We start from the raw sequence: 25,922 nt of genomic DNA, 5'->3' as shown, positions 1-25,922 counted from the left end.
TTTCTTTGAACTCTCTTAAAATTAAAATTCCCTTAGATATTACGTCTAAGGGAATTTTAATTTTATATAGATAAACGATTACAACTGTATTGTAAAGTCCTGATTCCCTATGGTAATCACTGCAATATTATCACAAACTCCTCCTCCGTAGTTTAAGACACCATTTATATTGTTTTGAGAAATAGCCAACGTACCGCTCACAAAATGAGGGCAAGTCGCCTCTCTACGCAAAGCTTCCATTACTTCGCCACTACGAGTAAAACCGCTACTAAATGACGTGTCCCAATTACCAGTGACGCTAAATACATTATCTGTCCAAATACCAGAGCCAACGCCTTCAATCCACTCACGTACTCTGTTTGCACTACGAGTTGCAGTCACATCTTGCACGGGAAAATAAACAGTAATAGATGCCATCACTTCTGATTGTGGATTTCCATTCCCATTTTCAAAAATGCGATTGATGGTTCCTCCGCCAGATACTTCATTACTATTATATGTAAAATTCTCATACGTATAGGTAATGGTTCGTGATTCGTTTTGTACGGTGCTATAGTTAAAAACAACTTGACCAGAAACGATCGCTCCATTAGCAAGCTCACAACCATCACCAAAATCTGCTAAAACGCTCCCACTACCATCTCCGTTTGGTGTCACTGTAATGGTCGCACAATCTGCAAAAAAAGAATTGATAATAGTACTCCGCGTCTCTTCTACATTTTCAATATATATATATTCAACGACAGCAAAACTAGCGTCCTCTACAGTATCTACTTGAGCCGCCAGTGTCAACTCTGCTGTTGTAGGCGTTGTTTGAAGCGTCACTACCTCATCTTCGTCATCAGAACAAGCAAATGTTAAAAAAACAATTGCTACTAAACTCAACATTTTAATCTTTAGAAATTTTTTCATCGGTATTCTTTTTATGGTTTACAACTACTAAGACCGCAAAAACTAGAAAACGTTTAATCGTAGCTAAAATTTTATTCTAATAAGCTTTATTTTTTATATCGTTTAAAATAGTATCTTTGCACGCTGATAGACGGTCTATCATATACATAAAAATCATTTAAATAATATTGGAATGTATTTAACAAAAGAAGGAAAAGAAGAACTTTTCGAAAAACACGGTAAAGGAAAAAATGATACTGGATCTGCTGAAGGGCAAATCGCATTGTTTACACACCGTATCAATCACCTAACTGGACATCTTAAAAATAATCGTAAAGATTATAATACAGAGCGCTCGTTAGTAATGCTCGTAGGAAAGCGTCGTTCGCTTCTTGATTATTTAATCAAGAAAGACGTTTTAAGATACCGTGCTATTATTAAAGAATTAGGTATTAGAAAATAAGAATTATAGGGGGCTTTACGGCTCCCTTCTTTTTTATGCTTTCGCGAAAGCGAACACCACACAAAGACCTCCGAGACAAGAGGCAGAGAAAGCTAAACAGCTAGTTTTTCATTGGTCATCACAACTACAACTACAACACAACGACCTAAAAAAAACGAACTTTACTGCCTAGTAAAAGCAGGATGTTCTTAATTAACAATAACGCACCAATGCGGGATGAGATTCCCACCTTCGTGCGAATGAAAAACAATTATAATATGATTCCAAAGGTTTACAAAGAGGTTATTGACCTCGGCGATGGCAGAGAAATCTCTATCGAAACAGGAAAACTTGCAAAGCAAGCACACGGATCTGTCGTTGTACAGTCTGGAAAGTGTATGATCCTTTGTACAGTAGTTTCTAATTACGAACAAAAAGACTTAGACTTCTTACCCCTTACGGTAGATTACCGTGAGAAATTTGCCGCTTCAGGACGTTACCCAGGCGGTTTCTTTAAAAGAGAAGCACGTCCATCTGATGGCGAAGTATTAACGATGCGCCTTGTGGATCGTGTATTACGTCCACTTTTTCCAAAAGATTACCATTCTGAAACTCAGGTGATGATCCAGTTAATGTCTCATGATGATGATGTGATGCCAGATGCTATGGCTGGTCTTGCTGCTTCTGCAGCGATCCAACTTTCTGACTTCCCATTTGAATGCCCTATCTCTGAAGCGAGAGTAGGTCGTGTAAACGGAGAGTTTATTATCAATCCAACACGTGCTCAATTAGAAGAGTCAGACATCGATATGATGATTGGAGCTTCTGCTGACTCTGTGATGATGGTAGAAGGCGAAATGGATGAGATTTCTGAAGAAGAAATGGCAGATGCTATCAAGTTTGCACACGAAGCTATTAAAGTACAATGTGCTGCTCAAGTACGTCTTGCTGAAGCTTTCGGAAAGAAAGAAGTACGTGAGTACCCAGCTGAAAGAGAAGATGAAGACCTTAAGCAGAAGGTACATGATATGGCGTATGACAAAGTATATGCTGTAGCAAAAGCAGGTTCTTCAAAACAAGAACGTGGCGCTGCTTTTAGTGAAATTAAAGAAGAAATCAAAGCAACATTCTCAGAAGAGGAGCTTGAAGATTTTGGCGATTTAGTATCAAAGTATTACCGTGCTGCAGAAAAAGCGGCTATACGCGATCTTACATTAAATGAAGGACTTCGTTTGGATGGTCGTGAGACTACAGAGATACGTCCTATCTGGTGTGAGATAGATTATTTACCATCTGTACACGGATCTGCGATTTTTACTCGTGGAGAAACTCAAGCACTAGCTACAGTGACTTTAGGAACGTCTAGAGAAGCAAATAAAATTGATATGCCATCTTATGAAGGAGAAGAAACTTTCTACCTTCACTATAACTTCCCTCCTTTCTGTACGGGTGAGGCAAGACCTATCCGTGGGACTTCACGTCGTGAAGTAGGACATGGTAATCTTGCACAACGTGGTCTTAAAGGAATGGTGCCAGATGATTGTCCATATACTGTACGTGTTGTTTCTGAAGTATTAGAATCTAACGGTTCTTCTTCTATGGCAACAGTTTGTGCTGGAACCATGGCAATGATGGATGCAGGTATCCAAATGAAGAAACCAGTTTCTGGTATCGCTATGGGACTTATTTCTGATGCGACTAGTGGAAAATACGCTGTGCTTTCTGATATTCTTGGTGATGAAGATCACTTAGGAGATATGGACTTTAAAGTAACTGGAACGGCAGATGGTATTACAGCTTGCCAGATGGATATTAAAGTAAAAGGTCTTTCTTATGAGATTCTTGTAAATGCTTTACAACAAGCACGTGCAGGACGTCTTCATATCCTTGACAAGCTTACAGAAACTATTGCAACACCACGTGAAGACGTAAAAGACTACGCTCCTAAAATGGTAACAACACGTATCGCAAATGAGTACATTGGCGCTCTTATTGGCCCTGGTGGAAAAGTGATACAAGAACTTCAGAAAGAAACTGGAACTACCATCGTGATTAACGAAGATCCTGTCACAGAAGAAGGAATTGTTGAAATTCTAGGAACGGGTCAAGAAGGCATAGATGCTGTACTCGCCAAAATAGATTCTATTACGTTTAAGCCTACTGTAGGAAATACGTACAAGGTAAAAGTTATTAAGATGCTTGACTTTGGTGCTGTGGTAGAATACCTAGATGCTCCAGGAAATGAAGTATTATTGCACGTATCTGAGATCGCTTGGGAACGTACAGAAAATGCTTCTGACGTACTCTCTATGGGAGAAGAACTTGAAGTAAAATACTTTGGTATAGATTCAAGAACTCGTAAAGAAAAAGTATCTCGTAAGGCTCTTCTTGAAAAGCCTGAAGGATATGTAGCTCGTCCACCAAGAGAAAATAATGATCGTGGCGGAAGAGATAATCGTAGCGGTGGTCGTGATAATCGTGGCGGTGGTCGTGATAACAGACGTGATGATCGTAAGCGAGATTAATTTGCTTTAGAGGTAAAATATCAGCATTGAGGTGTAAACTACTCATTCTGATTCATTATAGAAATCGGCTACTCAATAAAGGGTAGTCGATTTTTTTTGCTTTCGCGAAAATTTTTATTATATAAAAGTGAATTAAATTATAAATATGTAAATAATAAAGTGTTTTTGGATGCCTTGCTAAATGATTTATCTTTAAACTCTTATTGATAATAAGCTACGTAAATTTGGAAAAAATTAAATGGATAAAATAAACAAAGAAATAATTTTAAAAGCAATTGGCAAATCTGATTTTATTCTAAAATCAACTCATAAGAAACTTTGTCTTCCAATTATCAATAGAATTTATACCAAAATGATGAATGGAATAAAATTTGATGATATTAAAGTCTGTGACACGTTGATTATTGATGGACATCATAGATATGTAAGCTCTTTATTGGCGAATATTAAGATTGATGAGGCTAAATCATCTAAGACAAGTGCTACGATTGAATATAATTGGACAGATGTTGAATTTGTTGAAGAAGAATGGGATACCGAGGATAAAATTAAGCGTTTAAATGAATTAGATGCTGAATTCAACAATATCCCTCTTGAAAAAATAATTGAAATAACTAAATAAACACAGTACATTTGTAGTATGTTAGTATACTTAGACATAGACGGAGTAATGGTTCCTGCTAACTCTTGGAGAAAACCTGAAATTTTAGAAGATGGTTTTCCTGAATTTAGTTCAAAGGCGGTCAAGTCACTTGTTAGAATAATTTCTAACTCAAATGCTGACATTGTATTGACTACTTCCCATAAATATAAGTATACTTTAAAAGAATGGAAAACTATTTTTAGAAGAAGAAACATTAATGTCAATAAAATAACTAGACTTCCTAAGAATCTAAATCATTTAAATAGAAAAGATGAACTTATAAGTTGGTTTGATGCTAAGCATATAAATGATCAATTTATTATAATTGATGATGATAAATCTTTAAATGGATTACCAGACTTTTTAAAGAATAAATTAATTCAAACAAGTGGCTCCGTTGGTTTAACTGATTATTTAGCTGATATAGCTATAGAAAAAATTGAGAAATCAAAACCTGAAGTAGTTAAATAAAAGAACATTTATAAGCTAACGTACTCATTCTGATTCATTATAGAAATCGGCTACTCAATAAAGGGTAGTCGATTTTTTTTGCTTTCGCGAAAGCGAAATTCTATATCTATTATATCAATTGAAATAAAAAATGCACGCTACACTATATGCATATTACGCAGCCGAAAACGCTGTAAGTTACAGACGTCTAAGTTCAATAAGCTTTATGTTTACGTCTAGCAGTGTTTTTGTGTAGACTCTTTTAAACTGCTCAAAGTATTTTACGCCTGTCTCGACACTGGCTTGGTTACTAATATTTTTTTCTATTTGTTGTAGCAAGTAGCCTTGGTGAGTCATCCCTAGATTCATAAAACTTGATTTTAGTTTATGTGCAAGCTCACTGGCTCTAGAGTAAAACTCTCTCTCAACACACCTACTTAAGCTTTTAAAATCGTCTGGAGTATCTGCGATAAATATCTCTAAAAGAGATATGATGAATTCTTCGTCGTTATCAAAAGTCTCATTTAGCTTAGCGATATTAACGGTATCACTATGTATCTCTTCTCTATTGAGCGTGTTCTCTACATCTAGATTTTTTTCTTCATCAGATACAAGCCAGTAAAGTACTTCTTTCAAGGCATCTTCGTCGACAGGCTTTGTCAAATAAAAATCGATCCCTGCTTTGATAGCATTTTTTCTAGATTCTGGAAAAACATCTGCGGTACACATGACAATAGGAACTTTTTTTATAGCATCCTTATGAGAAGTTCTAATTTTCTTAATTGCTTCTACCCCTCCTAATACAGGCATGTGCATATCCATAAGGATTAGATTGTAATAGCCATTTTGTTTTTGGGTGTAAATATCTACAGCTTCTTGTCCATTTTCTGCTATATCTACTTCAATACCTAGGCGGTTAATGAGTTGTTTGATATAGAATTGATTCATCGTATTGTCTTCTGCTACAAGTACGCGTAATCCTTCAAGCTGTTTGTCACTACGCTTGTGAGTTTTGATGGTTTCTTGTGTACTTTGTAATTTACTTTTAATAAGCGGAAGTCTAAAATAAAAGCTAGACCCCTCACCCTCTACACTGGTTGCTGTGAGCGTACCGTTCTGTAAATTTATGAGTTCCTTTGTTATGGCGAGTCCTAATCCAGTTCCGTTAGATTTTGAATGTCCTGCTTCTTCTATTTGATAAAAACTATCAAAAATATGATTCAGTTTATTTTTTGGGATACCTATTCCAGAATCTTTAACTTCAAAATGTACTTCAATCTGATCTTCAGATAGTTCTTTGTAGGTTACAATAATACCTATGTGCCCTTCTTTAGTAAATTTTATAGCATTTCCAATGAGGTTGGTAAGAATTTGATTAAGTCTATATTGATCCCCTACTACAATATCTGGTATGTTTTGATCAATTTCTGTAAAAAGTAAGACTCCTTTTTCATTTGCCTTTGTCCTAAAACCTTCGGCTAGAGAGGTAATTACTTTTCTTAAATTATAGTTGTATGATTGGATAGATAATTTACCTGCTTCAATTTTTGAAAAGTCAAGTATGTCATTTACTATAGCCAACAAGCTTTTTGCAGAAAAATCGATTCCTTCAATATTTTTCTCAAATTGTTCTACATCTATGTTGTCACTTTTTTTAATAATATCTGCAAGACCAAGTATCACGTTGAGTGGCGTACGTATCTCGTGACTCATATTAGAAAGAAAGGTAGCTTTAGCTCTAGCTGCTTTCTGGACATGCTCCATTTGCTTACTTAACGTATCTAAGGTGTCCTTTTTCTTAGTAATATCTTTTAAGAACATACTATAGGTGTCATCTCCTGTAGTATAATTGTTTGATGTAGTTATCTCATAATATTCTATAGAACCGTCTGATCTAGACAAGTGAATCTCCTCTCTTTTACCCAAAATGGTTCTTTCTCTTCTATGGGTGAGATCGTCAATATCTCCTTTAAGTCTCTGAGAGATCTCTGGTGGGAGTACATCATAAATGCTATGCTCATTGATATTTTCCTGTGAGAAATTAAAAAAAGTGCGTGCTCGTTCATTTGCGAGCATCAGCTTTCCACAGCGTTTAAATATAATAGCTTTGTCTAGCATATTTTCAAACATAGCTGTATATAAAGAAGTATCTATTTCTGAAATAGTAGAAAGAGTATTCTCGTCATTTGTTTTTGTGACGGGTGTTTTATACTGTTCTTTTACGCTAAAAGTTGTTGAAATAGGTACAGCTACAGGTGTATCTACAGCTGTTTTATCGGGAATATAATAACTAATTTTATTGGAAACCTCTAGCTGTTGATAGAAGCTAGTAAATTGTGAAAACCATTTGTTAAATTGGTTTTTAATGCTTTTTTCTTCACAAACTCTGTGTGCTTCAATAGAGAGTTTTTCTATATATTCTCTAGTTTTGCGTCTACAAGAAAGATAGTAGACCATATTTCCTTTTACGAGATCAAGATCCATTTTATTCTCTAAGGCAAATGCTGGTTCAAGTACGGAAACATAGCCACAATAATCTGTAACGGCATTGTACAAATAGTTTGCCAGTAAGAAAGCAAGAGCAATCTCTTGTGTTGTATCTTCTTGATATAAAACAGAAAACGGTTGAGAACTTGCTACTGTAGGAAAAAAATCTTGTAACTCTATGCGAAGAGATTCTTTGGTCCCTAGAAATCTTACATCTTGAAAAAGCAAAAAATTCTCTATCTCTAGATAAGAATTGACAAGTTGATAAAGAGATTTTTCAGGATTAGAGTCAAAATCAAAAGTGATTATTTTCCCTTTAAGAGTATCAAGTTTCTGAGATGTATATGCTTGACAATAAAAATGTTCTAAAAAATCTTGATAAGCATCGTTGGCGTCAATTGATTTCACATCAATGACTGTTGACTTTTGAAAAAGTCGATTAATTATCGAATTCATTAAATAATTTTCAGATTAGGGGCATTGCAATTTAGTGTTTTTTAGAATATAATTTTAAGTTTTCTTTTATTTTGAGTTTTAACATGCCTAGAATATGCGGTTTAGTATGCTTTCGCGAAAGCAGAATTACATGCATAGCAATTCTATATATACCCTCTCATTACTACATACATTCTTAAAATAGATGACTTACTTTAAAAAAATAAGCTTCTCAATGAGAAGCCTATTTTTATTGCTTTCGCGAAAGCATATTTATGAAATTATTAATTCGCTAAAACGTCATGTATTTCCAAGCACATCATCAACACGTTCAACTCAGTTTTATTTTTTAAATGCACATACTACATTTTAATACGCCACATATTTCCGTTGAGGTCATCGTAACCTATACATCCGTATAATACATCGTAGTAGATGGTATGCACATTTCTATCTATGCCAAACCAACTCCCATTTACTTCATTTATTTCTGAAGTATATATAATCACATCGTTATACGTCTTTTCGTCAATGGTGAGTGTTGTTCGAGGAGCGCTAAAATCAAGATCTAGTGTCTCAACAGATGGAAAAGTTTCATCTGTGGTCTTGTTCCACAATTCAAAATAAAGGGTTGCTTTTAAGCTATCATCTCTATTTTTTGAAATACATAAAGTAAAAATTGGAAAAGGGTCTGGTTCATTAAGAAATTCCATTTCTATAAGTTGCGTGTCATAATTATAGAGAAGCGTTGTGCCTCCTCCCGCAAATCCTCCACCACCCCCATAAGCTCCTACCAAACCCGACTCACTATTTTGAACTCTAAAAGAAAACACTTCTCCGTTTTGATTTTCATAGCTAATAATAGCATCCTTTTCGGGTACACGTATTAATAAGTTATTGCGATCCTCCTCACTAAAGGGATGATATTCTGTCTGGTTACCGTCATCGTTACTACAGCCCATACAGATAAGCCACACCAACACTATTATATTTTTAAGCCTCATCATAATACTATTTTATAATTCATTTATATAAGCTAAGGTATTTGTAAAATATCCAGAGTCATCACATAATTTACAAAGAATCTAATTATAATTTTGCAATAAATACAAATAGTAGTTATTAAGTCTACTAACTACATAAAAATTGCAATTGCCTAATACGATTTTTATAGGATAAAAATTAGTATTTTTTGCTAGGTATTTAGTCTTTTCTGTACCTAAAAGTAATTCCCGATAATAGTTACCATCGCTTTTGTTTTACAACATCTATTTCTTTAGTAATTTGTCATCATCAATAATATATATCTATCTATGAAAATTAAAAAAATACTATTTATTACGTTTGCCACTATCACTCTATGGAGTTGTAGTGATGATGATTCTAATGTTTTTGCTGATGATTTTGATAATGGAGCTGTTCTAGAAATCGTGGCTACAGGAAATAATTCCGTTTCTAGTGATACGCTAGAAGGCGGACTAAACACTACTTTAGAATATAGAGATGCTGAAAATGGTGTCTTGTTAGATAAACTTAATGTGTACATAACATTTATAGACAATACTGAAAACGCAGGAGACAGTTCGAATGCTATCGTAAGGCAAGAAGTTCTTTTAAGAGCAGTGGATGCTACTGAGTTCAGTATAGGGCAAGATGATTTCCCTAGATATAATCTTATTGTTACTACTCAAGACTTTTTAAACATTACAAATAATTCATTAGATGGTATCGCTCCAGGAGATGACTATATTGTGAGGTTTGAGATTGTTCTTACAGATGGTCGTGTATTTTCTGTAAATAACACGGGGAGCAACGGTGGTCTTACAAGCGATTTTAATATTATAACTACTGTAGGGTAATATTTCTAATCATTGACGTCAATGATAAACCCCAACGTTTTCTAATTGAAAATGTTGGGGTTTATCATTTAAAAAATTAAAAGCGATACAAGATTTTTGGAGAAATAGCAAGTCCGCCGAGATCTTGCTCTAAAGCGCCTTTAAGTTTATAAGGTGAATACTGAAGATCTGCACCAATAGTAATATGACTATTTTCTGTGGGTTTAAACTTCCAATGTAATCCTGGAGCTACTAGAAAAGAAACCAATCCTCTACTTGCATTTTCCCCTTCATTATTAAAGAAGCTAAAGGGTGTCTGAACTAACATTGTAGAAATTCCTACTCCTACACCTAATTCGAGCTTACTTTTACTATCTATTGAGGTTAGGTTTTGATTAAATCTCAATAATGTATTGATTATCAAATCACTACTAACCGCTTCTACCTGGTCTATAGCCTGGGTTCTGTATTATAAATGAATCTTCTTGAGAAGGTAACACAAATTGAAATATGGCAACAATAGACTTATTTCGTCTTGTGGGAAAATATATTTCTAAATCTATAAATGGAGATGGCTTTATGAAGGTGGCTAATTTTCCTTGAGGAATAAAAAGCCCTCCTCCAATTTCAAATTTAGGCCGTTGCCATTCTTGGTCATAGTCCCAATATTCATAGGTGGTTTTTTGAGTTGAAATAGTGTCTGATTGAGCCATAGACACATAAGCACATAGGCTTAGTACAATGATAAAATATGTTTTCATAATGGTGTGATTTGAAATTTAATATTCAGTAATAAGGTTGTGATTGGGTACCTACAAAGAGTCCCTTGATTCAAATAGGGATTTCTTTTAAAAGAGATTCCTTTACGTATAAGATAGGCGTAGTAAGAACTTGGAACATCGTGTGTCCATTGTGGTAATAGTAGGGTAATAAGAAGTCGATCTATATGAGCGATATATCCTACAATAAGAGAACAATAAAACACCGTACCTGCATAGTAAAATCCAAGCATAGATGTGAAGACTGCAAGAAGTGTGAGTCCCCATAATTTTGAAAGAAATGCATGTGATGCAGACTCTCTCTTAAATTTTACCAAACTCAAGACATAACAAAAAACTTCTAGTCCTAAAAGAATACGGACTTCTACAATGTGATCTAGTATAAGCTCTGGATAGATCAACCACGTTGCGATCCCTATGGAAAGCCAAAATAGCATATCTGCCTGACTATCTAACCTTCGTAATGTCGCGGTTGCCACTTGATATTTTCTGGCGATGATCCCATCCAATATATCAGAAATCAATCCCAGATACATAAGGAGTAAAATAATAGGAACTGCCAATTCTCTAAAAAAGTAGGATAGAAAAAAAATAATAGGAGCAGCTACAAATCTAAAAATAATGAGTGCTAATGGAATATGTTTCATAGTCTTTGTGTGTGTTAATTTGATTCAAAACTATTGCACTATTCACATATTAATTGACTCAAAACACAAGGATCACTATTATTTTTTGTGATTATCACAAAAAATATATCTTTACAGCTATGGAACAAGATCTTTTTTTAAAGGAAATTAGAGCGGTCGTCCCAAAAGAGACCTCGCTTATAGAAGCTATTGCCACAGCCTTAGATATAAGTTATGATGCGGCACATAGGAGAACGAGTTTAAAAAGCAAACTCTCTTTATCTGAGAGTATCACCTTAGCTAAGCATTTTAAACTCTCTATAGATAAGCTATTTGTTAGCAAGGAAAGTAATTGGGTTTCGGTAGAAAAGACAGCACCTATTCATAATGAAGAAGGGTTAAAAACTTATTTTGAGAGCTCTTATGCAAACCTAATTCCGTTCTTAGGTAAAAAGGGGTGCAAACTTATATACTCTGCCAAAGATATTCCTGTGTTTTATGATTTAAAAAGCGATACGATGATGCGCTTTAAAATATACGTATGGTTAAAACTTCTGGATCCTAATTTTCATTCTGTAAGTTACACCCATTTTACGCCGAGTCTTGACATTCAACAAATAGCAAAACGTCTTGGTGATTTATATGAAAATTTACCGATTACAGAGATATGGGATCTTACTACTATTAACGGCACCTTAAAACAGATTCATTTTTATTTTAAAGCCGGTCATCTTACAGAAAAAGATGCGTTAATGATTACAACTAGTCTTAAAGACACTATTACCACCATTGCACAAAGAGTTGTTACTGATGTTACGTATATGTTCTATTACAATGAATTATTATTAATGAATAATAATATCTACGCACAAGTAGAAGATCAGCAATCCTTATACATTCCGTTTACGTTACTGTCTTATTACCGTACGTCAGATCGGATTACGTGTGATCATGCAAAAACATACTTGGACAAGCAATTACAGCATTCTAAGTTATTAAATACTGCTGGAGAGAAGGAAAGAAATGATTTCTTTAATAAAGTTCACAAAAAAATTCAAGCATTAGAATATCTGATAAGTGCTTCAGAGGCACTCGATTTTGAATAGGAAAGAGGTGGTATATGCTTTCGCGAAAGCGAAATTAGACACATTTAATACATAAAAGACGCAACCTTTTTTATTTTACTAGACTATTAAGGTAAGTTTAATAGCTATAAACTGAATAACAAATCATTGGAAAAAACAGAACTCATTGCTAGATGTAAAAAAAATGATCTAGTAGCTCAAAAGCTATTATTTTTAAAATACAAGGATCTTGTATATACAACATCTCTAAAATACTGTAGAAACAGTGCTGAAGCTGAAGATAACGTGCATGATGTTTTTATTGTACTTTTTGAGACGATCCATAAATACACAAATAAAGGATCTTTTGAAGGATGGATAAAGCGAATTACCATTCACAAAGCAGTAGATAAGTTTCGACAGAAAAAAACGACAGATTTACCTTATCAAATAGAAAGTGATACAAGAGAAGTGACCATAGATAAAAAAGATATAGATATTCCCATTGATGCTATTTTTAAGGCTATACAAGAATTACCTGAGAGATATCGTCTTGTTTTTAATCTGTATCAATTAGATGAATATTCACATAAAGAAATTGCCACTATGCTATCTATTTCTGAAGGTACATCGAAATCTAATTTTCATCGTGCTAAACAAATTTTAAAAGAAAAAATACTAGTCTTTTCTAGTACTAAAATATTGAATCAATAAGCTATGAAACCACAAGAAGATATAGGAAGTTTAATCAAAACAAAACTTCAATCGGCAAAAAAAGCTTCTAATGAAGCTACTTGGGAGAGAATACAACACTCTTTAGAAGAGCGTAAAAGAAAGAGAAGGAATGCTTTTTATATAAAACTAGGATCGGCTGGATTACTTCTTATCATAGGAGCTTTATTTATGTTTAATTATTCGGATATAATTACTAATAGCACTACCACATCTCAGGAAGAAACGCACTCAAAAATTGATGATCAAAAAATCATTGAAGCAGAAGAAAGTAAGAGTTCGAGTCTTCCCTCGCAAACGATAAAAGTTTCTACAAATACTGATGTTAATAATCTTGATGCTAGTAATCTCCAGAATCAAGAAGCATCAAAAGGAAGTACAACATCCATTATAAATGACTCTATAAAAGAGACTATCTTTAAGACTGAAATAAGCAAAGAGAATTTGCATCCGCTAAACGTATTGAAAGGGTCTTCTAAAAATGCAAAAGCACTAGATACAATTGTAAACAGAAATGATGTGCCTGTAACCCAAACTACTCAAAAGGTGTATTATTATTACAATAGCAAAAACGGTCAAGAAATGAGTAGTACAGATAAAAAAGTAATAGATTCTATTGTAGAAATAAATCAAAAAAAACGAGATTCTTTAAAGACAAAGAATTAAAAATCAAATAAATAACACATCCTCAAGTATAAAATAAAAAGCAACCTTTACTATATAGGTTGCTTTTTTAAATATAAAACGCAACCATTTGTATATTTATAAGTCTACTAAGAAAAAGGTAGATCTCTATAAAAAGGTTACCTTTAAATTTTAAAAAGCATTTTAAAATAAAAACTAATTTAATTAAATATTATATGAATATTAAAAACTTACTTTTTACTACACTTGCCAGCTGTATTTTATTCTCTTGTGATAGTGATGATAAAGTAACTGATACTGTCCAAGAAAATGTAGAAACTGGAGCTGTGCTTAGAACTATAGAAATTGTAGAAAATGCTATTCCTATAGCTATAGAAAATGGACAAACTATTATTGCAGGCGAAGCTAGATTATCTATTATTATAGAGGAGCAAGATGAGAATGAAGGGGCTTTACTTGAGAGTGTAGATGTATATACAAGTTTTACAGATGGATCACCAAGCACAGGGGATACATCTATGGCAATTACTGATGAGGTTTTTTTAGGAAATATCTCTGCTAGTTTATTTACTGAGGGTCCGTTTGGATTACCAAGGCTTGAATTTACTCTTGAAGCTACAGAATTAATTAGTGCAGTAAATCTTACACCCGATGCACTTTTTGGAGGAGATACTTTTACCACTAGATTAGCTTTAAATCTTACAGATGGACGTACGTTTTCTTCAAATAATGCTGGAGGGATTATTACTGCTGGTTTCTTTAATTCTCCATTTCAATATATAACGCCTATTGTATGTAATCTAGATAACACCTCTTTTGTAGGAGATTATTTAATAGAAGAGATTACTCCTTATGTAGACGGACCTACATTTGCAGATGGTTCAGTTGTAGAAGTTACTGTAGGCAATACAGATACAGAGCGTGTTTTCTTTACGCCTAACTATCCTGATTACTGTTCTACACCTAATGACTTTAATTTATTGTTTGTATGTGGAGAGATTATTATCCCCGTACAAGAAAGTAATTGTGCGTGTAGTTCTGGAGCTGGCTTTTTTGGCCCTACAGATGCCCCTGCAAATTATGATGCTAATGATGATACAGTGTTTTTTGTCACCTTCTTAAATGATGTAGAATCAGATTGTGCCCCACCAGAAATAACGACCTATAAGTTTACTAAACAGTAAATTTACAACACATAAAAAAAAGCTGATATTTAAAAAATATCAGCTTTTTTTTATTTTATGACGCAACCATTTGTTATTATACAGTCTATTTTAAAACAAACCAACGTATTGGAGCTCATCCAACTTATAGATAAATGCAAAAAAAGTGATCGACAATCACAACAAATCTTGTACAACACGTATAAGGACAGGCTTTTTGCGCTTTGTCTAAAGTATTGTAAGAATCGTGCAGAAGCAGAAGACAATCTACAGGATTCATTTATAAAAATTTTCCAAAGTATAAAGACTTATAGTGGTAAAGGGTCTTTTGAGGGGTGGATGAAGCGTATTACTATAAACAAAGCTATAGATCGTTACAAAAAAGAACCATTTATAGAATCCATAACAGACCAACATTTAAAAGAAGAAACTACAATAGATATTGATGAAACTTCTATAAGTCTACAGCAAATGCTAGCACTTATACAAGAGCTTCCTAGTAGATATAGGTTGGTATTTAACCTATATGAACTAGATAATCATACACATGTAGAGATCAGTGAAATTTTAGGAATTAGTGTAGGTACTTCAAAATCAAACCTACATAGAGCCAAAATAATTTTAAAAGAAAAGATCGCATCAGTATATACAACCACCAAAAAAAACTCCATTGTAAATGGGTAATAGAAAAGACATAGGCAAAATATTCAATGAGAAGTTCAAAGATTTTGAACAAGCACCTGGTGCAGACTTATGGGATACTATTGCTTCAGAACTAGATCAAAAAAGAGATCGAAAAATAGCTCCATTGTGGTTATACTTTGGAGGATTTATTATAGTAGGATTATTAACAGGACTATTGTACTGGGAACCTTGGAATACATCAAATTCTCCAAATGCAACAGAACAACCCTTAATTGTTAAAACGGATGCAATATCTCAAGATGACACGATCGACATCCCTTCTAATAAAAAAGAGAGTACTACAATCATCACAGGTTCTGAAATAAAAAACGGAGCTGATTCTGAAATAACAACAATTACAGATATAACAACCAATACAAACACAACGTCTTCTAAAAATAGTACAATAACAAATACCGCCTCTACATTATCAGGTACAAGTAATGAGTCTTCAACTTTTAAAAATCTTATATCTGATAAATCACAAGAAGCAGTAGTAACTACTAAAAAAACAAACGATTCATACAATAGAGAGAAATCTAGTTCTTTACAAAATCAAACAACACCTTCTCCTTCTATAGATAAAAACAATAAGGCGACATCTATCAAAGCTATATTGAGTACAATGGTAAGTGCTTCTCAAAAATTAAGAGATCAAAAAGAGCTTGAAGCAAGAACAGCATACGAAGCAAAGATTAAAGAGGAGTTAGCAACAGCCATAGCTACACAAAGAGAAGAAAATAAAGTTGCTTTGCAAAAATGGCAAGATTCTATACAATTAGTAGAAATATCTAAAAAAACTGCTTTGGCTATTGCTGCCAAGACAGAAAAGAAATCAGAAACAAAAAAAGTTCCTAAGCTCCCTAAAACAGATGAAGAGCGAGAAAATGACCGTAAAGAATCTATAAACTACAAATTTGCAATTTCTCCGTATACTAGTTTATTGAGTTATGGTTCTCTTACAAAAGGATCATCTATAGACAACAGGCTTGTAGACAATCCAAGGGATGCGATTGGAACAACAGGGTACGGCATACGTGCTGAGTATACAATTTCTGAAAGATCTAGTATTCGCTTTGGTATTGGAGTGGCTCCACTACAATATAAAACAGAGGACTTTCAAGTATTAATTACAAATAACAATGTTAATATCTTCCAACTTTCTGGAATTGATCCGCAAAATTTAAATCAGACAGGCGGTATTCAACCTAGTCCTGAAGCACTGGCATTTTTTAACTCTAACGATGTGGTAAGTATAGAACAAAATATATCCTACATAGAAGTTCCTGTTGACTATCAATATCGATTTTTAAACAAACGTGTTTCTATGAGTTTTAATACAGGATTAAGCTTATTTGTGCTTACCAATAATAGGGTTTTTGCAACTGCAGATAGTGGACAAAGCATCTTTATTGGTAGGGAGACAAGTCTTAAAGATTTAAGCTTAGCATTAAACTTAGGTCTTGGAACCTACTATAACTTCTCAAAAAAATGGAGATTTGATGTAGAACCCGCGTTTAAGTACCAACTCAATCCTTACTCAGATAATATAGGTAATTTCAAACCGTACTATTTTGGATTACAATTCGGAATGTCCTATAAATTTTAAATCTCTTGATGCAGAAGCCCGTGCTCATACCCTTCTCTCTTCAAGAGTTTGATGTGTGATTTAAAAACACGAAACAAGTTTTCTTCTGACCTATAATTTACTTGGAAATCTTTCGCCGTTTTCTTTAATATAGGTGTCATATTTACATAATGTATATGATTTATCTCTGGAAAAAGATGGTGTATAACGTGATGATTAAAACCTCCAAAAAAGAAATTAGCAATTTTATTCTTTGTGCAAAAATCAGAAGTAGTAATTATCTGATGCGTTGACCAGCTATGATCAAAATTACCTTCTGCATTAGGAGTAGGAAACTCGTGATGATCCCCTACATGAGTTGACACTAACGCTATACTGATAATCATACCCGAAAATATATTCATAACAAAAAAACCAAGAACTATTATATAACTAAAACCTAAAACAAAAAAAGGAACATATAATATAAAACCTATATACAAACATTTAAATAATACTATTTTTTGAAACGTACCTTTTGGATGCTTTTGAATATTTTTTTTTCCAAATTGTCGTACATAAAAATCTTGAAAATCTCGTATCAAGAACCAGTTAAGTGTATAACTAAAAATTAAAAGTATAGGTGTATAGATATGTTGAAATCTATGAAACCTCAAATAGATATCTTTAGGGAAAATACGGACTAGTTTTGACTGTTTAATATCACTATCATACCCAATTACATTCGGATAAGGATGATGTGCATATATATGTCGTATACGCCATATATATGAATTACCACCCAGCAAATCAAATACAACAGCATACCATTTATTAACGCTTTGACTCTTTGAAATAGTTCCATGTGCCGCATCATGTCCTACATTTAATCCTAATAATATTGCCAAAACACCTAATCCCGCATAACACACAAACATAACTAGTCTATTTTCTCCAAAAATGAGAAGACAACTATACATAACAACATACATACTTATAAAGCTCCAAGCTTTAATAAACCAGAAAGAAGTTGCTTTTTTAGTTAAAGCAGTATTTTTAAAATAAGCAGTCACTTCAGCTCTTAAATGCTGAAAAAAAATATCTTCTTTTTTAAATTTAAGTGGTGGTATTTCTTTTTTCATAATCTCTTTTTAATAACCATAAAGTATAATCTCCAGAGGTATTCACAACAGTCTCATAACACTCAAAACCATAACGTTCAAAAAGAATTTTGTTCCTTCTCACTGAGGTCTGTATATAAATAGGCAATTGTAGTTCTATACTTTGTTGAAATAAAAAATCTCTCAATTGAATGATTGTCTGTGTACTTTTCTCTTCAGGACTTACCGCTATTATCAAACAATACAAATGGGGTTCATTAGGGGCGCGTTTTTTTAGCGAACGCTGTAATTTGCATATTTTAACTATTTTAAAAACATCTATAACAGAAAAAATAAAGAAAAAATAGAGTAACCCTTTTTTTATAAGACCTCCAATAGTAATCCCTACTCCCTTTTTATAAAACAAAACGACCCCTTTGGTATTTGGATGTAAGAAAGCACCGTTATATAACATGGCTAGTTTTAGACAGAAACGATAAAGGTTACACAATCGTTTTGCACTACCCCCCGTCATCCATAAAAGATTTGGGTTTTTCTTCATAGCTTTTTGCAAGACCTGCAACGCTATATTTTTATTATTTTTTTCTATTGAAAAAAGCATTAGAGTTTATATTTAATTCCTATAGAAATTGCGCTATTAGAAATATCTTCGCCTTCGAATCTTCCACTATTTAGAAGATTTAAATGTAAATAGATAAATGCTTTTTCTGGAATAACAGCATAAGATAATATGATACCAACAGCGTATCCTAAATTTAGAAGAATCATCTGTAGAGAAAACATCCTGTTGAAGACTATCTGAAAGTACAAAACTGTACATAGATCCTACATCTAATTGTCCTTTAAATCTATCTTTACAAAAAAAATACATAAGTTGTAAAGGAACAGACAAACTGTTTCTTACATATCGATCATTAAGTTCTGAATCAATAGGGACAAAAAATATAGATCGTTTAACATTTGCTTGAGCAGTGTGATAGTATTGTATTTTGGAGCTTATTCCCCAACTCTTAGCAAAAAAGTATTCCCCAGATATACCAATAATAATGCTTCTTTTATCATCAAAAAAAACATCAGTAGATGATTCATCTTCAACAGATGGGCCATCTATAACATTGACCGTTGTATCCCCTATATCTAGACTTATAAATATATATCCTTTTCGCCCAAATATTAATGTACTTATTAGTATACATATTATTGAAAATAAAAACTTTATCTCTTAACATTTTATGATTATACCCTCCAAGTTAATTTTAAATGCTCATATACTTTATTATTTATTGCCAATTCACTATCTTATATTTTGCATTTTTCGCAAATACTATATCAATCAAGTATTATACTTTTAAAATATGCAAGAATTATTTATTCAACATCTTAAAAAGCACCTCCCCGAAGACCAGTCACTCATAACTGTTATCGGAGATATTTTAAATATAAATTACGATGCTGCTTATAGAAGAGTAAATAACAAAACTCACTTATCTCTGGAAGAAACTGTTATTTTAGCGAAGCACTTTAAAATTTCGCTCAATAAGCTTTTTGAAGTAGGGTCTCAGAGTACACTTATCGCAGAAAAATCACCCAAAATTTTAGATGTCAAAGGTTTAGAAAATTACTTTAAAACCTCTTTACAAAATCTTGAGCCACTCACAAAACTAAAAAGTGCTTCCATTACCTACTCTGCAAAAGACATCCCGCTGTTTTATACTCTTACAGATTCTTTTTTAACACGCTATAAAATTTATGTATGGCTCAAATTTTTAAATGAAGATGGGAGTATGGCTAAAACCACTTTTGAAGATTTTGTAAAACAGATTCCAAATTCTTTATTAGAAAGCGCATTTGCATTGGGTGAGACTTATAACTATATCTCCATCACCGAGTTTTGGAATGACAATACCATTAATGGAACATTACAACAAATACTCTATTACTTTGAGACAGGATTATTAACCAAAGATTCGGCGATACATATTTGTCAAGATTTATCCAATATTGTGGATCATGTGGAGCAACAAACCATTAAACAAACTATTATAAACTCAAAAAATAATGCTTCTTATAAATTATACAAAAGCGACTTGTTAACCATGAGTAATACCATCATGGTAAAAACAAATCATCAAAAAGTATTTTTCACACCCTTCACGGTACTCACCTATTTCAAAATTCAACACCCGCAAACATGCGAAGAAATGGGGCTCTTTTTCCAAAAACAAATGCTTAACTCAAAACTACTTGTAAATGCTGGAGAAAAGGATCGAAGTATGTTTTTCAACAAAATGCACCAGAAAATAAAATCGGTGGTAGATCGTATTCATATAGACAATAATGGGATTGTATTTTAAATAGTTATGTACGCTTTCGCGAAAGCGTATACTGCCTCATTCTAAAATAAAATAAAATAAAAGTAAAGTTTTTGTAACATTATGCGACTTTAGTACGTATAACAAGTACAACACCCAAACTAAAGTTAATTCTACATGAGACAACTCAAAATTACCAAGCAGGTTACCAATCGTGAAACTGCATCCTTAGATAAATACCTACAAGAAATTGGAAAAGTTGACCTAATTACCGCCGATGAAGAAGTGGAGTTAGCACAGCGTATTAAGGCTGGTGATCAACGTGCTTTAGAAAAATTAACCAAAGCAAACCTACGTTTTGTTGTATCTGTAGCAAAGCAATATCAAAATCAAGGTTTAACGTTACCCGATTTAATTAATGAAGGAAATCTTGGTCTTATCAAAGCAGCACAACGTTTTGATGAAACTCGTGGATTTAAATTTATATCGTATGCAGTATGGTGGATTCGTCAATCTATTCTACAAGCACTCGCAGAGCAATCTCGTATTGTACGTTTACCATTGAATAAGATTGGTTCGATCAATAAAATTAATAAAACATACGCTTTTCTTGAGCAAGCACATGAGCGCCCACCAAGCGCCGAAGAGATTGCAAAAGAACTTGATATGACTATTAATGATGTAAAAGAGTCTATGAAAAACTCTGGACGTCACGTAAGTATGGATGCTCCTCTTGTAGAAGGTGAAGATTCAAACCTATATGATGTATTACGTTCTGGTGAATCTCCAAACCCTGATCGTGAGTTACTTCACGAGTCATTACGTACAGAGATTGAGCGTGCATTAGAAACATTAACACCACGTGAAGCAGATGTTATTCGTTTATATTTTGGATTAGGAGATCAACATCCTATGACACTTGAAGAAATAGGAGAAACATTTGATCTTACTCGTGAGCGTGTACGTCAAATTAAAGAAAAAGCAATTCGTAGACTAAAACATACGTCTCGTAGCAAAATATTAAAAACATATTTAGGATAAACCCCTAATAACAATAACAACAGTTTATCATAACTGTTCGTTTTTTGATTGATGAATGAATCCTCGGCTGATTACCGGGGATTTTTTTGTACCTTACTTATACTAATTCCCTGAATTATAGTTATGTTATACGGTATTTGTTATGTAAGTACATTACGAAGTTCATTAAAACCTGATGAACTAAAGGAGCTATTCGTACTTTGTGCTACAAAAAACATATCAGAAAACATTAGCGGTGTTTTATTACACAATTCAGGAAACTTCCTTCAGTATTTTGAAGGAGATGAAGTGAAAATCAAAGAACTTTATTACGGAAAAATCAAAAAAGATATAAGACATAAAAATATCATCACCCTTTTTGAAAAAGAAATTGATGATCAATACTTCACAGGATACAAAGCTGGTTTTACATCTATCATAGAAGATAATCAAATAGCAAGTTTACGATCGTATCTTAATTTACTCCATTATCTAGATTCTTCGGAAATGCAAGCACTCTCTAAAACGGTTTATTCTTTTTTGAGCGCCGAGTAAATAATCCTCAATGCAAAATCACAAAACATTCAACAAAATAATTTTTTAATATCCAAAGTAAGCTTTGAGGTATTCAATCCCCCTTTTTAAATTAGAACAAGTATTAGATCCCACTCAAAAAGCGGGATTAGCTCAACTAGCCGTTTTAAATTTATTACTCCGCAACGCTTTAAAACAGCGTTTCACTAATAAAATTCTTAAAAAAGATGTAGTTTTACAAAAAATATAAATCCCTATCCATGTCAGAAAAACTAATAGCCCCTTCGGTACTTGCTGCAGATTTTGCCAATCTACAACGTGATGTAGAAATGATCAATAAAAGTGATGCAGATTGGTTCCATATAGATATCATGGATGGTGTTTTTGTGCCTAATATCTCTTTTGGAATGCCTGTATTACGGGATATCGTAAAACACGCTACAAAAACCATTGATGTACACCTTATGATTGTAGACCCCGATAGGTATATCCAGACATTTGTAGATCTTGGAAGTAATATTCTCACAGTACATTATGAAGCGTGTACACATTTACACCGTACCTTACAAGCTATAAAAAGTGCAGGAATGAAGGCGGGGGTCGCACTTAATCCTCATACAAGTATACAACTATTGGAAGATACTATTCAAGATATAGACATGGTGTGTCTTATGAGTGTAAATCCTGGTTTTGGAGGACAGAGTTTTATAGAAAATACCTATGCAAAAGTAAGTGCCCTTAAAGAAATGATCACTCGCAAAAATGCATCAACACTTATAGAGATAGATGGAGGTGTTACCAATAAAAATGCAAAACAATTGGTAGAAGCTGGTGCAGATGTACTCGTAGCGGGAAGTTATGTTTTTAAATCTAGTGATCCTATGGCAACAGTAAAAGACCTTAAATCACTTGTAAATTAATATATTGAGTATATTACAGGGATATTATACGATATGCCTGAAGCGTCATTTAATACTTGGACTTCCTTATTTCTGATTGTAAGTGCTATAGGTTCTTTCCTGTCAGTCCTGCTTTTTACAGATAAAAATGGTCGAAAAAATAACTGGCCTATTGCCCTTATCATTTTAGGATTTTCTTTAGTCCTTGTACAATATGTACTTATATGGACACATTATCGGGCAATATATCCCTATGTGTACTTTTTTGATAATGCTTGGTATTTCTTATTTGGTCCTTTATTTTATGTCTACATTCTTAAGTTTTATGTAAAAGAATACAAGGTTAACTTCATTCATTTTATAATGCCAATAGTCTTTGGTATACTCTCTATAATTTACTTTATAAAAACTAAGGGACATACAGAATTTGAAGGTGTTAAGGAAGAAGTATTATTTACGTTGTATTGGTCTTTAAAATCTCCTTGGGTAGCTATTGGAATACTCATTATATATATCATAGCTTGTGTTGATTTTATAAAAATATACACACCTAAAAAAGAAAATGCGGCTACCCAAATGCGTACCCGATGGATTCGCTTTTTACTACTTTTATTCTCACTTTTTGTCATAGCGTATATAAGCTATTACATTTTAGTTAAGTTTTCATTTTTCAACCCCACTTGGGATTATGCAATAAGCTTTACAATGGCTATAGGTGTATATGGTATAGGATATGTTGTTTACATGGAACCTAAAATATTTAATGATGAATTATTTACACATCTTTTTCAATCTTCAAAAAAAGAAAAAAGTGAATTGAGCTCAAAAACCAAAGAGGAATTTTATAATATCCTTACACACTATATAAAAACTTCGAAGTCCTATTTAAATAATGACCTTCGCCTTATAGACGTTGCCACAGCGATAGGATTACCTATCCACATTGTATCACAACTTATCAATGAAAAAGCACATAAAAACTTTAATCAGTTTATAAATGAATATCGTTTAAAAGAAGCCGAAACACTTCTTAAAAATAATGAGGACATCTCTATCTATTCTATGTATTATAGTTTGGGATTCAATAGTAGGACTACGTTTTATACGGTGTTTAAAAATAAACACAAATGTACTCCTCTTGAATATCGAGCTTCTTTTAAAAGTAAAACTTTGTCGTAACGAGATAAGGTTTATAATTCTGGACAACTGTTGAGTCAATAAGTCAGAAATTAGTTTACATAAACTTAAAACTCTGACATAATGAAAATTACAAAATTACTTTGCAAACTATTCCTTTTTACTTTTATAGGAACTACAACCGCTCAAGAATCTGAAGTAGCTATTTACGTAAGTGACGCAGGAAACTTTAATAATCCCCCTTGGCAAATCTTGAAATTTGATCAAAATGGAGAGAATCCCGAGGTATTTATAGATGACGATGATGGTCATATTGCATGGCCCCAAGACATTGTATTTCTTGAGAATGAACCTGTCGTGCTTATCTCTAGTCTTAATAGTGGTTTAATTACAAAACACAACGCAACGACAGGTGAATTTATCGAAAATTTTGCTTCTGGAATAGGAGGTCCTACCCGTATGAAAATAGGACCTGAAAATTTATTGTATGTACTACAATGGCAAGGAAATGGAACCGTTTTTAGATATGAGCTAGATGGTACATTTGTAGACGAATTTACAAATATAGGAGTACCTCAAAGCATCGGAATAGACTGGGATAGTGATGGTAACTTATATATTTCTTCTTTTACAGGAGATTCTGTAGAAAAATTTGATACAAATGGTGTCTTTATAGAAACCTTTATTAATTCTAATTTGGTAGGCCCTACTAATATTTGGTTTGAAGAAAATGGTGATTTAATTGTTATAGATTATAATGGCGGTGCTGTAAAAAGATTTGACAGCGAAGGAAATTTTCTAGGCATTTTTATAGATGGAATTAGTTTTGCAGAAGGTGTTGAATTTTTTCCTGAAGGCGATATACTAATTGGTGATGGAAATAATAGTGCTGTAAATAGATATGCTGATGATGGTACATTTATCGAAACCTTTATAGAGAGTGGTGCAGCAAACTTATTGACTCCTAATGCAATTGTACGTAGAGAAACAACACTAGCTACAGAAAGCTTTTCAACACAAAATATCACGATTACACCTACTGTAGGAACTACGTTTACTATAGACACAGCTACTATTTCTAAAATAGGCAATATGACCATTCATAATGCCTTAGGACAGCAAATAGATAGTATTAAGTATAAACAACTACCACTAACATGGGATGCTCATGCGTATGCAGAAGGGATTTATTTCATTAAAATTATTGGATCAGATGGATCACAACAATCACAAAAAGTAATTGTAAAAAAATAATGTACCACACTTCCCTATTTTATAAAAGAGGTTGTCTACTTACAGGTATCCTCTTTTATTTTTAGGGTAAACTATAGGATTTAATATCCTGCAAAATCAAAATTAAGCAAGCACTTTTGGTATTCATATAATTGAGGAAAATGTAATTTAAAATCTTTGGGAGATTCTATAAAATACTCTGTAAGAACAGCCATAAACTCAAATTGATTTGTAAATGCGTAGGATCTAAAATACTTTACTTCATCAAGCTTATCTTTTAGCTCTTGATCTGTGAGTCTTCTGAGTATTTTTTGAAATTGCCGCTCAAAGCGTAGTCCATCTATATCACTACGTTGTTTTGCTTCTAGTTGTAACGCATGCATAAACTCGTGAATCCCAAGATTAAGATTGTCATCTGTAATGCGATATCCTATTTCAAAATCTTCCCAAGACAGTACGAGTGCTCTCTCTCTAGGATTAAATTCTCCTTTATGGTAGTTATCATTTGCACTACTATAAAATGCTTTTGGATAGATTAAGATATAATCTACAAACGCATACATATAATGCTTTCGTCCAAAAGTGAGCATACAGCCTACGGCAGCTATTAAGACCACCATATCATCTGTCACTTCCAGATGATCGCGTCCTACAAATTCTTTCTCTTTTATAAAATTAGTGACTCTATGTCCAAA

At 33.2% G+C, this 25,922-nt stretch carries 26 protein-coding genes; 17 read left to right on the top strand and 9 right to left on the bottom strand.

All coding sequences use genetic code 11. From position 1 onward, the window contains the following. Nucleotides 1-78: 78 nt before the first annotated feature. Nucleotides 79-912, bottom strand: a complete 834-nt coding sequence (locus tag Q0505_RS04090; protein WP_299209187.1) for a hypothetical protein — start codon at nt 910-912, stop codon at nt 79-81. A 172-nt stretch (nt 913-1,084) separates the two neighbouring features. Here Q0505_RS04090 and rpsO point away from each other — a divergent pair, with 172 nt between their 5' ends. From rpsO to Q0505_RS04070, 4 genes are all read left to right on the top strand, one after another. Continuing rightward, the gene (rpsO, locus tag Q0505_RS04085) at nt 1,085-1,354 is read left to right on the top strand and encodes a 30S ribosomal protein S15 (protein ID WP_299209184.1); all 270 of its coding nucleotides are present in this window, start codon (nt 1,085-1,087) and stop codon (nt 1,352-1,354) included. Nucleotides 1,355-1,611: 257 nt separating this feature from the next. Next, nucleotides 1,612-3,858, top strand: a complete 2,247-nt coding sequence (locus Q0505_RS04080; protein ID WP_299209180.1) for a polyribonucleotide nucleotidyltransferase — start codon at nt 1,612-1,614, stop codon at nt 3,856-3,858. A 238-nt stretch (nt 3,859-4,096) separates the two neighbouring features. After that, entirely contained in the window at nt 4,097-4,480 is a 384-nt protein-coding gene (locus tag Q0505_RS04075; protein WP_299209177.1) for a hypothetical protein, read from the top strand. Nucleotides 4,481-4,498: 18 nt separating this feature from the next. Further along, nucleotides 4,499-4,972: an HAD domain-containing protein gene (locus Q0505_RS04070; RefSeq protein ID WP_299209174.1), complete on the top strand. Its 474-nt coding sequence runs from the start codon at nt 4,499-4,501 to the stop codon at nt 4,970-4,972. 177 nt (nt 4,973-5,149) lie between these two features. On the opposite strand, the gene Q0505_RS04065 is transcribed toward Q0505_RS04070, so the two are convergent. Both Q0505_RS04065 and Q0505_RS04060 read right to left on the bottom strand, forming a co-directional pair. Further along, nucleotides 5,150-7,894 carry an ATP-binding protein gene (locus Q0505_RS04065; protein ID WP_299209171.1) on the bottom strand — a complete coding sequence of 915 codons (2,745 nt, stop codon included), beginning with the start codon at nt 7,892-7,894 and terminating at the stop codon, nt 5,150-5,152. A 341-nt stretch (nt 7,895-8,235) separates the two neighbouring features. Continuing rightward, a complete protein-coding gene (locus tag Q0505_RS04060) occupies nt 8,236-8,880 on the bottom strand; it encodes a hypothetical protein (protein WP_299209168.1) in 645 nt (214 codons plus the stop codon). Nucleotides 8,881-9,186: 306 nt separating this feature from the next. Here Q0505_RS04060 and Q0505_RS04055 point away from each other — a divergent pair, with 306 nt between their 5' ends. Continuing rightward, complete coding sequence (locus tag Q0505_RS04055) at nt 9,187-9,732, top strand: hypothetical protein (RefSeq protein WP_299209165.1); 546 nt, start codon at nt 9,187-9,189, stop codon at nt 9,730-9,732. 76 nt (nt 9,733-9,808) lie between these two features. On the opposite strand, the gene Q0505_RS04050 is transcribed toward Q0505_RS04055, so the two are convergent. Genes Q0505_RS04050 through Q0505_RS04040 form a run of 3 tightly spaced genes read right to left on the bottom strand, consistent with a single transcriptional unit; the run spans nt 9,809 to nt 11,137 of the window. Continuing rightward, a complete protein-coding gene (locus tag Q0505_RS04050; protein ID WP_299209162.1) occupies nt 9,809-10,117 on the bottom strand; it encodes a hypothetical protein in 309 nt (102 codons plus the stop codon). Nucleotides 10,118-10,142: 25 nt separating this feature from the next. After that, a complete protein-coding gene (locus tag Q0505_RS04045; RefSeq protein WP_299209159.1) occupies nt 10,143-10,472 on the bottom strand; it encodes a hypothetical protein in 330 nt (109 codons plus the stop codon). After that, the gene (locus Q0505_RS04040) at nt 10,469-11,137 is read right to left on the bottom strand and encodes a CDP-alcohol phosphatidyltransferase family protein (protein ID WP_299209156.1); all 669 of its coding nucleotides are present in this window, start codon (nt 11,135-11,137) and stop codon (nt 10,469-10,471) included. The genes Q0505_RS04045 and Q0505_RS04040 overlap by 4 nt, the downstream gene beginning before the upstream one ends. A 119-nt stretch (nt 11,138-11,256) precedes the next feature. Here Q0505_RS04040 and Q0505_RS04035 point away from each other — a divergent pair, with 119 nt between their 5' ends. The 6 genes from Q0505_RS04035 to Q0505_RS04010 all read left to right on the top strand — a co-directional run bounded on the left by Q0505_RS04035 (nt 11,257) and on the right by Q0505_RS04010 (nt 17,013). Continuing rightward, a complete protein-coding gene (locus tag Q0505_RS04035; protein WP_299209153.1) occupies nt 11,257-12,222 on the top strand; it encodes a hypothetical protein in 966 nt (321 codons plus the stop codon). Between the two features lie 126 nt (nt 12,223-12,348). Next, entirely contained in the window at nt 12,349-12,894 is a 546-nt protein-coding gene (locus Q0505_RS04030) for a sigma-70 family RNA polymerase sigma factor (RefSeq protein ID WP_299209150.1), read from the top strand. A gap of 3 nt (nt 12,895-12,897) precedes the next feature. Next, complete coding sequence (locus Q0505_RS04025; protein ID WP_299209147.1) at nt 12,898-13,578, top strand: hypothetical protein; 681 nt, start codon at nt 12,898-12,900, stop codon at nt 13,576-13,578. A gap of 194 nt (nt 13,579-13,772) precedes the next feature. Then, on the top strand, nt 13,773-14,741 hold the full coding sequence (locus Q0505_RS04020) for a hypothetical protein (protein ID WP_299209143.1): 969 nt from the start codon (nt 13,773-13,775) through the stop codon (nt 14,739-14,741). A 57-nt stretch (nt 14,742-14,798) separates the two neighbouring features. Next, on the top strand, nt 14,799-15,404 hold the full coding sequence (locus Q0505_RS04015) for an RNA polymerase sigma factor (protein ID WP_366519366.1): 606 nt from the start codon (nt 14,799-14,801) through the stop codon (nt 15,402-15,404). After that, nucleotides 15,397-17,013, top strand: coding sequence for an outer membrane beta-barrel protein (locus tag Q0505_RS04010; protein ID WP_299209139.1), 1,617 nt, complete (start codon nt 15,397-15,399; stop codon nt 17,011-17,013). The genes Q0505_RS04015 and Q0505_RS04010 overlap by 8 nt, the downstream gene beginning before the upstream one ends. Here Q0505_RS04010 and Q0505_RS04005 read toward each other — a convergent pair. Both Q0505_RS04005 and Q0505_RS04000 read right to left on the bottom strand, forming a co-directional pair. Continuing rightward, nucleotides 17,010-18,113, bottom strand: a complete 1,104-nt coding sequence (locus Q0505_RS04005; protein ID WP_299209133.1) for an acyl-CoA desaturase — start codon at nt 18,111-18,113, stop codon at nt 17,010-17,012. The two genes, Q0505_RS04010 and Q0505_RS04005, sit on opposite strands and share 4 nt — an antisense overlap. Continuing rightward, on the bottom strand, nt 18,088-18,633 hold the full coding sequence (locus Q0505_RS04000; RefSeq protein ID WP_299209130.1) for a hypothetical protein: 546 nt from the start codon (nt 18,631-18,633) through the stop codon (nt 18,088-18,090). Before Q0505_RS04000 ends, Q0505_RS04005 begins: the two co-directional genes overlap by 26 nt. Nucleotides 18,634-19,447: 814 nt before the next feature. On the opposite strand from Q0505_RS04000, the gene Q0505_RS03995 reads away from it, so the two are divergent. From Q0505_RS03995 to Q0505_RS03970, 6 genes are all read left to right on the top strand, one after another. After that, a complete protein-coding gene (locus tag Q0505_RS03995) occupies nt 19,448-20,446 on the top strand; it encodes a hypothetical protein (protein WP_299209128.1) in 999 nt (332 codons plus the stop codon). A 135-nt stretch (nt 20,447-20,581) separates the two neighbouring features. Continuing rightward, nucleotides 20,582-21,445: a sigma-70 family RNA polymerase sigma factor gene (locus tag Q0505_RS03990; RefSeq protein ID WP_089373128.1), complete on the top strand. Its 864-nt coding sequence runs from the start codon at nt 20,582-20,584 to the stop codon at nt 21,443-21,445. Between the two features lie 123 nt (nt 21,446-21,568). Further along, complete coding sequence (locus tag Q0505_RS03985) at nt 21,569-21,979, top strand: BLUF domain-containing protein (protein WP_299209121.1); 411 nt, start codon at nt 21,569-21,571, stop codon at nt 21,977-21,979. A gap of 239 nt (nt 21,980-22,218) precedes the next feature. After that, complete coding sequence (rpe, locus tag Q0505_RS03980) at nt 22,219-22,878, top strand: ribulose-phosphate 3-epimerase (RefSeq protein ID WP_299209118.1); 660 nt, start codon at nt 22,219-22,221, stop codon at nt 22,876-22,878. Between the two features lie 33 nt (nt 22,879-22,911). Beyond that, nucleotides 22,912-24,036: an AraC family transcriptional regulator gene (locus tag Q0505_RS03975; protein ID WP_299209115.1), complete on the top strand. Its 1,125-nt coding sequence runs from the start codon at nt 22,912-22,914 to the stop codon at nt 24,034-24,036. Nucleotides 24,037-24,117: 81 nt separating this feature from the next. Further along, nucleotides 24,118-25,248, top strand: a complete 1,131-nt coding sequence (locus Q0505_RS03970; protein ID WP_299209112.1) for a T9SS type A sorting domain-containing protein — start codon at nt 24,118-24,120, stop codon at nt 25,246-25,248. A gap of 80 nt (nt 25,249-25,328) precedes the next feature. Here the strand turns inward: Q0505_RS03970 and Q0505_RS03965 are convergent. Further along, a partial coding sequence (locus Q0505_RS03965; protein ID WP_299209109.1) for a zinc-dependent peptidase occupies nt 25,329-25,922 on the bottom strand: 594 nt, incomplete at its 5' end.

Source organism: uncultured Dokdonia sp., assembly GCF_937910895.1.
Taxonomy (GTDB): domain Bacteria; phylum Bacteroidota; class Bacteroidia; order Flavobacteriales; family Flavobacteriaceae; genus Dokdonia.
The sequence above is the reverse complement of the archived record's forward strand: the minus strand, read 5'-3'. Positions and strand labels throughout refer to the sequence as shown.